The sequence below is a fragment of the Clostridium algidicarnis DSM 15099 genome (genome assembly GCF_002934235.1).
Lineage (GTDB): Bacteria > Bacillota > Clostridia > Clostridiales > Clostridiaceae > Clostridium_L > Clostridium_L algidicarnis.
The window spans coordinates 91,074-104,107 of sequence record NZ_PTIS01000010.1 but is presented as its reverse complement, the minus strand read 5'-3'; the positions used below and the strand labels follow the sequence as shown (position 1 = coordinate 104,107).

Here is a 13,034-nt window from a genome sequence, read left to right as displayed (position 1 = left end):
CCCTGAGCTTGAAAGAATTTCTACCATGCCAGGAAAATGGCAAAAGTTAATTGAACTTTCACAACAACTTATACTAAAAAATCAAGTTGTATAGATAAATCTACGATTTATCCATTGATATAATCAAATTATTTTCACCTATCAGCATTTTGTTAAAAATAAACAGTCTGAAAAGGTGTATTCTTGTTGCTCTTTTTTAATTTTCCAGAATAAATTTAAAAGTTCTGGTGAAAGAAAAAGTAATACCTCATTATTTTAGAGCACATTTTCACTTTTCAAAGTGTAATTTAAATCTTAAAATTTTTAATCTGTTTTTTCATAGATTAGTTAACACTATCATTTTACAGCACCTCTGGGATACTCCCATTATTTGGGTGCACCCCAGAGGTGCATCCTTTATATTCCATTATGACTTTAGGATCCTGTGGATTTATAGTGACTCACTCCAAATTTCCAAAACATAAAACTTGGAATTATAAATAAAAATGAAACTAATGGTGACAGCATATAAAATACTTTATTACCTTCATATTTGTTTATAACAAAAAGAAATGGGTAATAATTTATAAATGCTAGTGGAATAATGAAGGTAAAGAATTTCATTACCCATTCTTTGTATATATCTAAGGGATATTGTGCTAGTTGCCTTCCACCATCAGTAAAAATATTCATAAATTCAAGTCCTTCTAATGTAAAAAAGCATATACCAGCATATATCATAAATAGACAAAAAAACACAGAAATTCCTGCTAATATCATTAGAATAAGTGTTAATACTCTTTCATAGTTCCACTGAACATCACAGGTTCTTATGACATATATGAATATAATACTTGCTTGAATAAGCCTACCAATTCTAGTAAGTTCAATTTTAGATCCAATTACTTGTAATATTTCATTTTGAGGTCTTACCATAATTCTATCAAATTCTCCATTAGAAATTATACTTGAAAATGTATCAAAGCCTCTTCCAAAGCATTCTGCCACTGAAAAGGAAATAGATATAGTACTAAAACATAATAAAACTTCACTGAAACTATAATTATTAATATTGCCAAACCTATTAAATAGAAAGTACATACTTAAAAATGCAAAAAATGTGGTTAAACACTGGCCTATGGTGGTTAATATAAAGGATGTCTTATATTCCATTACGGATTTTAAATGAATTGAAAAGTATTTTATATATAATTTCATTTGTCTATCCCCCTTGCACCACGACACGTTTTAGAGTTTTATCCATTACCACCTTACCAAACACAACAAGTGTAACAGCCCAAAATAATTGTAATGACATGGCAAAAACAGATTCGCCCAAAGAAATATTTCCACTATAAATTCTAAATGGAACATTTTGCATGGCCGCAAAAGGCGATAGATAAATATATTTAGTAATATAATCAGGTAAAAAAGGCAATGGTACAAGGCCTCCTGAAAGGAAGTCTGCTGTCATTACAAGTGTAAGCCTTACTCCCATGGGTGAAATAGTATAAAAGGTAAAAATATATACAAACATAGTATAAGACACCACAACTATAAATGCTAAAATCATTGAAATCATAAATAATATAGCTGATATAAATGAACTTGGCAGGCTAAATTTGTAGGGGTCTGGTAATAAAAATGCAATAATTAATATTGGAACTGATCTTAAGATTGCTTTTGAAAGCCTTCCTGAGCAACTTTTAACAAACCACATGTTGTAAATATCAAGAGGCCTACATAATTCATAAGAAACATCTCCCTTTGTTATTAAGTCAAAAATCTCATTATCCAAAAACCAAGTCATGAAAAGCGCTAAGAAAGCTTGCTGAAGCCATATATAACTTGAAAGGGAGGAAAACTCCATAGGAGCTGCTTTAGGATTACTCCCATAAAAAGTCTGGTACAACATTATATACATAAAGCCCCAAGCAAGCTGAGTAGCTACTCCAGCATAGGCAGCTGCTCTATATTGAAGTCCGTGCATAAGTTTCATTTTAAAAAAAGAAATATAGGCTCTCATATCTTATACTCCTTATAAAGTCCAACTACTACCTCGTCTGTAGTTACAGAGTTCACACTAAAATCTTTTATCTCAACCTTTTGGGCTAAATAAGATATGGCAGATGAAATAGAAATCATCTCTGTATTAATTGAAATAACTGCACGGCCTGTATATTTTTCTATAATACACATGCCCTGTTGTAACTTATCAATGTCTCCTACGTACTCTATAGTTATTGTTGGAGCCTTATTAAATCTATGTTTTAGCTCATCTAAATTACCATCAAGTAGAACCTTACCCCGTCCAATAAGAATAATTCTTTTTGTTAAAGCCTCTATATCTTGAGTGTCATGAGTTGTAAGTATAACTGTAGTTTTATTTTCTTTATTAATAGTTTTTATGAAATCTCTAACTGCAATTTTAGATACTGCATCTAGTCCTATGGTTGGTTCATCTAAAAACAATATTTTAGGACTATGTATAAGAGAGGCTGCTATTTCACATCTCATACGCTGGCCAAGACTTAATTGCCTTGTAGGAACTTTAATGATTTCTCCAATATTAAGAAGTTCCGATAGCATATTTAAGTTACTTTTAAATTTAGCATCAGGCACCTTATATATGTCTTTCAAAAGTTCAAAAGAATCTGCAACAGGCACGTCCCACCACAACTGACTTCTTTGCCCGAATACAACACCGATATCCTTTACATGATTTATTCTATCTGTCCAAGGCACCCGACCATTTATAATACACTGTCCCTTATCTGGATATAAAATACCGCTCATTATTTTAATAGTAGTACTCTTACCTGCACCATTAGGACCTATATAACCCACCATATCTCCTTCATTAATATTAAAAGATACATCATCTAAAGCAACAATCTCCTGATACTCCCTATTAAAAAGAGATTTAATGGCCTTGCCAAGCCTCGGACTTCTTTTCGATACCTTAAAAGTCTTAGATATTCCCTTCATTTCAATAATTTTTACCACCTCCATACTTGATTTTATAGCACCTCAGAGTTCATGACATTATTTGTCATCACCTCTGAGGTGCTCCCACTAAATCCCAAAATGTAATCCCAAAGGCCATAGCCATAGGGATTTCTAAATTATGTAATATCATTATTTCACCCTTTATTAAATACATACTCAAAATGTTTATTGCCCACATACTTATACATATAAAGAAAACTTTAATTAATCTTCCCTTTATTTCTTTCCACTTTAAATTCTTAAGTTTAAAAATAATGCTTCCCACAAGATAAACTAAAAATAGCATCATAAAAACCACATACCCTATTACAAACCTAATAGCCCATATATTCTTTATATCTTTATACACAATATACATTGTAAGTATAATTCCAGGTATAAATATAGAATACATAATATTTATAAACTTTAAAGGTCTATATCTTCTCACCTTTTATTCACCCACTTCATACCATTTTTTAATTATATTATAACATATTTTACCTTAAGTAATATGTTTTATTTCTGCCCCTTTATGCTCACATAACTTTCTTAATATTTGTCCTATATCAGTTTTTACTTTTCCGTATATTATTTGTCTCCTATATTTCGGTGCGAAAACTATATGATATTTACAATTCTATTTCCTATATGCCAAACCATTATTATCCATATTGTGTACGCCTCCTTTGATTTATTATTTGTACAGAATATGAGTAGTCATTAAATAGTTTAATTTATATCCAACCCATTCACTAACATTAATTGCATGTTTGTTTGCAGGATGATGAGATACAAGCATCCTATCAAAATTAATAGTCTCGAATAATGTCTTATACATAGATGCATAAAGCCATTTTCCTAAATTCCTTCCCCTATAGGATCTTTTAACTCCAATCATAAATTGGTAAGGAAAACGAGTGTGGTTATTATTGACAGATACATTTGATTTAGCAATCATTTCATCATTTGAGTTAAAAATCATATAACAATTATGAGTTATATTTCTTTTCTTATTAGATTCATTAATTTGCCTTTGTTTTTCAGGATTTATAATATACTGTATATAACCCTCTTCCATAACATCCGGCATATCTTTCATAGTTTCTGTAAACAAATCACAAAATTGTTTGATATAGTCCTCTGAGATGATATCAGTATATTTAATAGAAAGATCTGAAGTTTTTGCTTCCAACTCTTTCATGTATTTATTAAGCATGTCTATATCAATGTCTTCTCTTTTTAAAGTGTAATAATTAGCCCTTAAGCTTACTTTATTATTATATTGATTTATTAATTCATTTAATTCATGATTATATGTCACTACCACAATTTCACCATGTTGAGCTAACTTCTCTTGAACCAATTGATTTATAGCCTTAAGCATAAGTTCATCAATTGGTAAATCGCATAAAGTGATATTTAATTTATATTGTTCATTTCCATTACAGTCAGCAGCCTTACCACAATTAATCATTCCGTAAATTAAAGAATTCTTTTCAAGTACAAATAGCTCATTAGCAATTCCATTAAAAGACGATAAATATAAAGCTTTGTAGTCATAACTACTTATATAGGGGTCTAAAAATTTATATTTTTTAGATATACTCTTATTGATTAAATATAAGTTTTCAACTTCATCTATTGTCAAACTATTGGAGTCAATATTATAAATTTTACACATCATCTCTTCACCTCTATATTTTTTGAATTTTAACCAATATATAACACTGTAGCATACTAGTATGGGTATGTATATTAAGTATCTTAAATATCTATCAACTGAATATCAAAATCATTTTTATCAACGGAAAAGCTTCTTATACTATTTGTTTTTATATCATCACTCCAAATATATATCTTATCATAGTTTTTAAAAGTAAAAATAAAATAAGCCGGTGCGTTAGTCATCTTTGTATTTTCAGAACCATCATATCTTATTCTATATAAGCATTGGTTATCATCATCATTTGAATAATATATGTATTTATCATCAAAGTTTAGATTTCTAGCCTTATTTTCTCCAATTTTATGATTATCTGATCCATCTTTATTCATTACTACACGCTAGAGTTATGATTGTAGATAAATTTAAATAATAAAAATGTAGTAAGCTACTATAATTTATATTTTTAATGTACATCTTTCTTTATACTTTTTATACTTAATACCGTTCCAACGATAAATGTTGAGCATAAAACAATAATACCTAAAGTATAATTTGTATAAGTTCTTCCATTTTGATGAGGACTTAATATAGTTGGAATACTCCAAGGAAATACTGTATTAAATGGAGTGTTCATTACTATAAGGTTAAGGGTAATAGCGCATACTGCAAGTATAATCGGTGGAATTATACTTTTATTATAAATGCCTAAGAATGCTATTAAAGGAATTAATGCAGAGTGCATAATAATCATAAATATATATGCTTTAGTATAATACAATAAAATATTAAGAGTTAAAGGTTCATGTTTTATAGTCAATCCTAACAATACTAGCAAAATAAATGAAGCCATAATTGTAATAGAAATAAGAATTAATATAACAATAAGTTTACTGATGAAAAATTGCATTCTACCTATTGGATAGGTAAACATACTATTTATTGTATTTTCTTGATATTCCCTTGAAAATATAAATCCCGCTAATAAAGAGAAAAGTCCAATGGCCATCAACATATTAATCATCATTATAGCATCTGTAAAATATGTTTCCCAAATAACTGTAGGGAATTTTTTATTTAATGCGAACATAGAAAATATTAATAAGTCAGGCAAAAAAGCACATAGAGGCATACACCACAGCACTTTGCATTTCCTTAGCTTAAGGAATTCAGTCTTTATCACAGTTGATAAGCTTGCTACTTTATTCATTTATGTCTCCTCCTATTAACTCAATAAAATAATCTTCAAGATTGTCTCTCAATATCGATATTTCTTTAACCTCAACATTATTTTGTATTAGTATTCTATTAATATTTGAAGTTTCTGTTAACTTTTCGTAAATCTTAATCACTCCAGGTTCTGAAATTATATAATCTGTTATATTAAACTTTTGTTCTAACATAAATACAGTTTCTCTATCATTGTTAACTTTAAGCTCAATATAATGTCTATTTTTCTTTTTTAACGTTTCAGAATTTATCTCTTCCAATAGTTTTCCCTCATGTATTATGCCCACTTTTGTAGCTAATTGCTGAATCTCGCTTAAAATATGACTGGATATTAATACAGTTATGTGTCTTTTCTGTGATAGATCAAGTATAAGTTGTCGTATTTCTTTTATTCCCATAGGATCTAACCCATTTGTTGGTTCATCCAACACTAAAAACTCAGGGTTATGAAGTAAAGCTCTTGCTATGCCAAGTCTCTGTTTCATACCCAACGAAAACTCTTTTGTTTTTCTATTAGCAGCGTCAAGTATTCCTGATGTCTCTAAAGATTGTTCTATACAATCTTTATTTGGAACACCCATAAGTTTTCTGTGAATATCTAAATTTTCCACGGCAGTTAAATTTTCATAAAAACCTGGAAACTCTATGATAGATCCAATTCTTGAAAAAAAATGTTTTTTGTCCTCGCTCAGCTTTTCACCAAACAACTCAATATTTCCATCGGTAGGCTTAATTAACCCCATAATCATTCTCATAGTAGTTGTTTTACCGGCACCATTTAGACCTAAGAATCCATAAATATCACCTTTTTCTATTGTTATATTTACATCATCAACAGCTTTATGGTCTTTGTACTGTTTCGTTAGATTATAAGTTTTTAATATACAAGCCATTATTCTCTCCTCCTATTATTAATTTATTATAATGTTCATATAATACTCTATTAGTTTTAAATTACCCTAACAAATACCTTACAAATACCTTAAATTATAAATAGCTAACATACAGTTTTTGCCTTACATTAGCTATTTATATAAAGGTAATGAAAATGAAAAAGTAGTTTTTTCATTTGGTATGCTTTTAACTAAAACTTCTCCTTTTAACCTTTCTACAAGTTTTTTAACTATTGTAAGACCTAATCCGCTTCCGTGTGATTTTTTATTTCTTGAAGATTCTGCAGTATATAACCTATCAAAAACATATGGAATATCTTTGATATTAATACCAGTTCCTCCATTCCATATATCTATCCAAACCATAGAGTTTTTATCTCTCATTTTTATACCAATTATTTTTTGTTCTTTTCCATATCTAAGTGCATTAAGTAAAAGGTTAGATAATATTCTATCAATTGCTTTACTATCTCCCCACACAAAAAAAACTTTTTCTGGTATTTCAATAATAGGTTGAATATTTTCATTTGTAAATTCTTGATAAAATCCTGCTAATGCTTCTTGAACCATATTAGTTAAATTAATTTTCTCTACTTTAATTAGTACATCTTCTGCTTCTATTTTAGATATCTGAAAAAATTCTTCAAGTAATGAATATAATGTTTGAGACTTAGAATATACTACATCCAAAAAATACTTTTTTTCTTTATTATTTAACTTTGAATCCTTATGTAATGCTTCTAAATATCCAAGAATAGATGTTAATGGAGTTCTTAAATCATGTGATATATTAGACACCATTCTTTTTCTTGATTCTTCAAGATATTCCTTTTTTTCAGCCATGCATTGAAATTCATCTATTATAGAATTTAAGTTAACGCCCAAGTTTCGTATACTCTTATTAGAAGAATAAAAGCGTAACCTAATATTAAAATTACCGTCTTTTATATGTTGTAATGTTCTATTAATTTCATTTATATGATTAGAAATATAAATATTCCTAAATATTAAAATGAAGCATATACTTATTAAAAAAAACGATATATATATATTCATTACTACATCTCCCCCATCTTATAGCCTATTCCCCAAACTGTTTTTATATAATTAGTGTTAGAGAAATTTTCTGCAATTTTAGTTCTTATATGACTTATATGTACCATTACGGTATTCTCATCAGTCATATATTCTTCTTTCCAAACAGCATTGAAAATTTGAGATTTAGTGAATACTTTGTTTGGATAACTCATAAAAAGCTTTATTATCTCAAATTCCTTTGAAGTAAGAGGTATTTTTATTTCTCCAGCTTTAAGTTCATAATTATTTAAATTTAACTGAAACTTTCCGTGTTCTAATATTTGGTTCCCTTCGATTTTACTATTATCAAAATGCAAATATCTTCTTAATTGAGCTTTAACTCTAGCTATAACCTCTCCTATATCAAAAGGCTTAGTAATATAATCGTCTGCACCTAATTCAAGTCCAAATATTTTATCTGTTTGTTCATCTTTTGCTGATAAAATAATTACTGGGATTGTACCTCTTTTCCTGATTTTTAAAAGCACTTCAGCACCATTAAGTTTTGGTAACATTAAATCTAAAATGACCAATTGATATGTCATATTTTCAAATTTATATATAGCTTCTATACCATCAAAACTACAATCTACAATATATCCTTCTTTTCTCAAATACTTTGCAATAAGATAGTTAATTTCGTTGTCGTCTTCAACCACTAAGATACTTATATTTTTCAAAAAAACTCCTCATTCCCATAATTTATAATTGTTTTTGCATCTTCTTTTATTTATATAGTTTTTTATATTATTTCTGCCTACTAAAATTATACTCTAACTAGATCCATACACCCAAACACCGATGCTCTTTATATTAACCCTTCGAGAAACATTAATATGGATTAATCCTAAATTCATTAATTAATTTTAAAACCTTATCCAACGAGTCTTCATTATCAAGCCAGATGTCTGGCTGAAAACCCTTGCCTTCCTCACAGTATTTATTTAATGTAATAGTATTTCCGAAGTTAATCTTTATATGTGAACTTGGCAATTGACTTCTAGTGTATACATTTGAAATATACACACCTGAAGTATTGGTACCAACAAGTATAACGTTTTCTAGTGTTTTTAAGTAATTTACAAAGCTTTCACCAGAAGATGCAACTTTATTATCTATAAGAACAAAAATTATTGTATTGTTTTTATGTCTCTTTTCTTCAGTTTTGGAGGCATACCATGTGTTAAATTCAACATTAGCCTTTTGCATTTCTTCATCATATTCTTTTTTTAGTTCTGCGGGAAGTATTTCGTAATCAATATTTTTCATAGCAAGCCTTGCAATATAATTATTAATGAGGCTGCAAAGCTGAAGAGAGTAGCTTTCTATCTGTGGAATTTCACCAGTGAAATTTTTAAACCAAGTAATAGGAGCAATATCTTGTCCACCACTATTTCCTCGAATATCTAATATCATTATAGGTTCATCTTTTAATGAAATAGCAGCTTCTGCAAATAACTTTGTAGATTTATCATTTACATCAGTGTCATACATTTTCCCCATAGTAATAATTGGAACATTATTTCTTTTTGAATACTTATAATTAAGTTTATCATCAGAGCCTACCTTCGGATTACTTTTTTTAAGATCTATATGTTTTATAACTTCTTTACTTTGTGATTGGAATATTACTTTAATTTTACTAGGATTATTTGAGTTATCTAAAATACCAATATGGTAACAAAGATATCCTTTTGAATTTATAGATAACTTTAAATAATTATTGAAATCATAACTATCATTAATACTTTTAATATAAAGCCTCTCACCATTTTCAATGATATAATAACCATTTTTAGATTTATTCACACAAATGCTCTCATTGCTATAATATAAGTAGTGGTTAAGTGGCGAGTTATTATTAATACTAAAATGTCCGTCTTGTATGAATTTGGTGTTTATATCAAGTATATTTTCTAGTTGGCTCGAATTTATATTTTCTGCAGGATGTAAGTTAATAGATTTTATAACATTATCTTTTGCATTTTCAAATGTAATATCTCCACCAAAATAAGAATACCCAGCATATGAATACTTAAGCAAATTAAATAAAAAGTTCACATCTGATATGGCATCATTTTTGTCTAATTCTATTAAATTATTATCATTAAGGAAACTATTAGTATCTAAAGCTGTATTAATGTACTGTAAACTATCTTCTGGTATTCCAAGTTCTTTCGGATCATGTTCATACATATAGTTATTTAAATCTATAGTATCTTCTGTATAATATTCATTTTGGTTACCTACCTTTTCAAACAACACTTTATAATTGTTATTTACAAAGGACTTATTTAATAGCATAACGGTAATACAAACTAAGATAGACAGGGTTAAACCTACAAAAATTATTATTTTTCTTTTCATAGCCAGACTCCTCGTATAATTAATAATGTAATAAAATTATCAATCAACATATTTTCTCTTGAAAGTTGATTATCACTTATAGATAAATTTTTAAGTGCAAATGATAAGCTAAAAAAGTTTTCACTAAAATACTCCTTTATATCTTTTTCACCTTGGTTTAATAATTCAATTGACCTTTTTGACTCTGTAAGATAATTGCCTTTAGAAATCATTTTTATACTATAAATAAATTCTTGGACTATTTCATTATTAGGCATGGAATCTGGAATTAATGAATTAATATATTTTATAGCTACGGAAGGTGTTTCTAGATCTATTCCAACAAATTTCAATTTTTTATATTTTGGTAATGTTAAGTTATATTCATAGATTTCTTTTAATAAATCGTAGTTTTCCATAGTGTAGTTTAGCGTATTTGTTGAGTTATAAAACAAATATTCAATGATAGCTTCATCGCCAGTATCTAAATAGGTATTTAGATACTCCGCATTAGCATATCCACCTTCATATAGTATATATTTAATATTCTCTTTTTCTACAAAATATTTTAGTAAATATAAGTTCATTTGTATTGACTTGACTGAACCATGTTTTTCTCCAGATAAAAATATATCGTTATTGTGAAGGTCGGTATTCAATAATGAAAGCCCTTCAAAAGTACAATTAGAAACATCTATTATTGAATGCATTTTATATAATTCCTTTTTGCATTTATGTCCATTATAATAAAGATGGATTTTAGGAAATGTTATTATTGGTACAACTATACAAATCAATACCATTATTAAAAAATATATTTTCTTTTTCATAATAATAACTATAACTCCTTTAACTAATTCATTCTTGTAAATTTTTATTAAAGTCTATAGATTTCAATAAAAAGCAGTCATTTTATTTAATTTTAGGCTTTCTAACTAAGGCTAGTCTTTAATATTAAATCTATAATAATGTATTTTTACTTGAATAATACTACCTTAAATTACATTAAGTTCTATAAATAAGATGATATAGGAAATTCAAATATAAAACAAGCTAATACACATACCTTATCTGATGTTTTTTATGCCTCTATCTTAAATATCACTTCACTTTACTTACTTTGCAGATTCATTGACAAAGCCCTTTCCTTAAAGTAAAATTTATATGTACATTTCAAATAATTTAAGTTAATTCTTTTATTATTTGTCTGTGGCAACCTAAAAAGTTAAACTACAAAGATATTAAACCACTGCAATTTAAAGACAAAAATCTATATGCCATACTACATTACCTAACAGTAAAGAATAGTCTGATCTGAAAGGGAAATAACATTTAGGTGGTTAGGTGGAAATTAAAACTTCGGCTTTAACCTAAAATCCTATGCGTGTTAATATACTTCCCTTTTTTAGGGAAGTTTTTTTGTTTTCTAGATATCTCAATACAAGGGAGGATTTTTATGAGTAAAATTGCTGTTATTAGTGCTATTTTAGAGGATCCAAATAGCTGCCAACAAAAATTTAATGAAATTATTTCTAGCTTTAAAGGCATTATAAAAGGAAGAATGGGTATCCCCTTTGATGAGCATGGAATTTCTGTTATTTCTATCACCGTGGTAGGTGAATTAGATGAAATAAACAGCCTTACCGGTAAGCTTGGAAATATAGATAATGTGTATATCAAAACTTCTATATCAAAGAAAGAGATATAACTATGGATACGAATAATAAAACTTATGTGAATGCTATAAATAAAAACCTAGATATAACTAAAAATCTAGATATAAATTTAAAAGAAATAATAGATGAATTATATGAAAGAAATAATCTTAGTTCTGAATGTTTATTATATCTTCTTAACAATATAGATGTAGAAAGTAAAAAATATTTAGTTTCTAAAGCTCATGAAACAAGACTTAATCATTATGGAAATAAGGTCTATATGAGAGGTCTTATAGAATTTACTAATTACTGCAAAAATAACTGCCTTTACTGTGGCATCCGTGGTGGCAATGCAAATGCAACAAGATACAGGCTTTCTTTAGATGAAATTTTAGATTGTTGTAATTCTGGCTATAACCTTGGATACAGAACCTTCGTACTTCAAGGTGGGGAAGATCCTTATTATACTGATGAAAAGTTAGTTCAAATATTAAAAGCTATAAAAACAAATTATAAGGACTGCGCAATTACACTGTCTGTAGGTGAAAAAAGTTATGATTCATATAAAAGATATTATGATGCTGGAGCAGACAGATATCTTTTAAGACACGAAACAGCTTCAAAAGAATTATACAAAAAAATTCATGTAGGTATGGAACTTGAAACTAGAATTCAATGTTTAAAAAACTTAAAAGAGATAGGATACCAAGTTGGAGCTGGATTCATGGTAGGTATCCCAGGTCAAAAAAATGAAGATTTTGTAGCGGACTTATTGTTTTTGAAAGAGTTAAAGCCACATATGGTAGGACTTGGACCCTTCATACCACATAAGGATACCATATTTAAAGATGAGCATTCAGGAACCGTAGAAACTACCACCACCTTACTTTCTATTGTACGATTGCTTCTTCCAGAGGTTTTACTTCCAGCAACCACTGCATTAGGTACCATAAGTCCAATGGGAAGAGAGCAAGGATTAAAAGCTGGGGCTAATGTAGTAATGCCAAACCTATCCCCTACCACAGCTAGGGCTAAGTACATGCTCTATGATAATAAAATTTGTACAGGGGACGAAGCTGCTGAATGTAGAAATTGCATAGAAAATAGAATTATAAATGCAGGTTTTTCTTTAGATTTATCCCGAGGTGATAACACCCTTTGGAAAAGAAAATAACTAGGTTAAAATACTCTTTACCC

At 28.4% G+C, this 13,034-nt stretch carries 14 protein-coding genes and 1 pseudogene; 2 read left to right on the top strand and 13 right to left on the bottom strand.

Annotated elements, in window-relative coordinates; all coding sequences use genetic code 11:
* Nucleotides 1–414 precede the first annotated feature (414 nt).
* From BD821_RS08390 to BD821_RS08330, 13 genes and pseudogenes are all read right to left on the bottom strand, one after another.
* Nucleotides 415–1,197, bottom strand: a complete 783-nt coding sequence (locus BD821_RS08390; RefSeq protein ID WP_104410084.1) for an ABC transporter permease — start codon at nucleotides 1,195–1,197, stop codon at nucleotides 415–417.
* A 4-nt stretch (nucleotides 1,198–1,201) separates the two neighbouring features.
* Nucleotides 1,202–2,005: an ABC transporter permease gene (locus BD821_RS08385; RefSeq protein ID WP_104410083.1), complete on the bottom strand. Its 804-nt coding sequence runs from the start codon at nucleotides 2,003–2,005 to the stop codon at nucleotides 1,202–1,204.
* Nucleotides 2,002–2,991 carry an ABC transporter ATP-binding protein gene (locus tag BD821_RS08380; protein ID WP_253197445.1) on the bottom strand — a complete coding sequence of 330 codons (990 nt, stop codon included), beginning with the start codon at nucleotides 2,989–2,991 and terminating at the stop codon, nucleotides 2,002–2,004. The genes BD821_RS08385 and BD821_RS08380 overlap by 4 nt, the downstream gene beginning before the upstream one ends.
* Nucleotides 2,992–3,034: 43 nt before the next feature.
* The gene (locus BD821_RS08375; RefSeq protein WP_104410082.1) at nucleotides 3,035–3,418 is read right to left on the bottom strand and encodes a hypothetical protein; all 384 of its coding nucleotides are present in this window, start codon (nucleotides 3,416–3,418) and stop codon (nucleotides 3,035–3,037) included.
* A gap of 69 nt (nucleotides 3,419–3,487) precedes the next feature.
* Nucleotides 3,488–3,640, bottom strand: a pseudogene (locus BD821_RS08370) (transposase); the annotation flags it as partial.
* Nucleotides 3,641–3,664: 24 nt separating this feature from the next.
* The gene (locus BD821_RS08365; RefSeq protein WP_104410081.1) at nucleotides 3,665–4,654 is read right to left on the bottom strand and encodes a GNAT family N-acetyltransferase; all 990 of its coding nucleotides are present in this window, start codon (nucleotides 4,652–4,654) and stop codon (nucleotides 3,665–3,667) included.
* An 80-nt stretch (nucleotides 4,655–4,734) separates the two neighbouring features.
* Nucleotides 4,735–5,025: a DUF5050 domain-containing protein gene (locus BD821_RS08360; RefSeq protein ID WP_104410080.1), complete on the bottom strand. Its 291-nt coding sequence runs from the start codon at nucleotides 5,023–5,025 to the stop codon at nucleotides 4,735–4,737.
* Nucleotides 5,026–5,099: 74 nt separating this feature from the next.
* Nucleotides 5,100–5,843 (bottom strand): ABC transporter permease, encoded by a 744-nt coding sequence (locus BD821_RS08355; RefSeq protein WP_104410079.1) that lies wholly within the window; start codon nucleotides 5,841–5,843, stop codon nucleotides 5,100–5,102.
* A complete protein-coding gene (locus BD821_RS08350) occupies nucleotides 5,836–6,756 on the bottom strand; it encodes an ABC transporter ATP-binding protein (RefSeq protein ID WP_104410078.1) in 921 nt (306 codons plus the stop codon). Before BD821_RS08350 ends, BD821_RS08355 begins: the two co-directional genes overlap by 8 nt.
* 132 nt (nucleotides 6,757–6,888) lie before the next feature.
* On the bottom strand, nucleotides 6,889–7,641 hold the full coding sequence (locus tag BD821_RS08345) for a sensor histidine kinase (RefSeq protein WP_169994067.1): 753 nt from the start codon (nucleotides 7,639–7,641) through the stop codon (nucleotides 6,889–6,891).
* 173 nt (nucleotides 7,642–7,814) lie between these two features.
* A complete protein-coding gene (locus BD821_RS08340; RefSeq protein WP_207655274.1) occupies nucleotides 7,815–8,513 on the bottom strand; it encodes a response regulator transcription factor in 699 nt (232 codons plus the stop codon).
* Between the two features lie 151 nt (nucleotides 8,514–8,664).
* Entirely contained in the window at nucleotides 8,665–10,200 is a 1,536-nt protein-coding gene (locus BD821_RS08335) for a S41 family peptidase (protein WP_104410076.1), read from the bottom strand.
* Nucleotides 10,197–11,009 (bottom strand): TraB/GumN family protein, encoded by an 813-nt coding sequence (locus BD821_RS08330; RefSeq protein WP_104410075.1) that lies wholly within the window; start codon nucleotides 11,007–11,009, stop codon nucleotides 10,197–10,199. Before BD821_RS08330 ends, BD821_RS08335 begins: the two co-directional genes overlap by 4 nt.
* 626 nt (nucleotides 11,010–11,635) lie before the next feature.
* Between BD821_RS08330 and BD821_RS08325 the strand changes: the two genes are divergently transcribed.
* Nucleotides 11,636–11,887 carry a TM1266 family iron-only hydrogenase system putative regulator gene (locus BD821_RS08325; RefSeq protein WP_029452001.1) on the top strand — a complete coding sequence of 84 codons (252 nt, stop codon included), beginning with the start codon at nucleotides 11,636–11,638 and terminating at the stop codon, nucleotides 11,885–11,887.
* A 2-nt stretch (nucleotides 11,888–11,889) separates the two neighbouring features.
* Nucleotides 11,890–13,011 carry a [FeFe] hydrogenase H-cluster radical SAM maturase HydE gene (hydE, locus tag BD821_RS08320; protein WP_104410074.1) on the top strand — a complete coding sequence of 374 codons (1,122 nt, stop codon included), beginning with the start codon at nucleotides 11,890–11,892 and terminating at the stop codon, nucleotides 13,009–13,011.
* Nucleotides 13,012–13,034 lie beyond the last annotated feature (23 nt).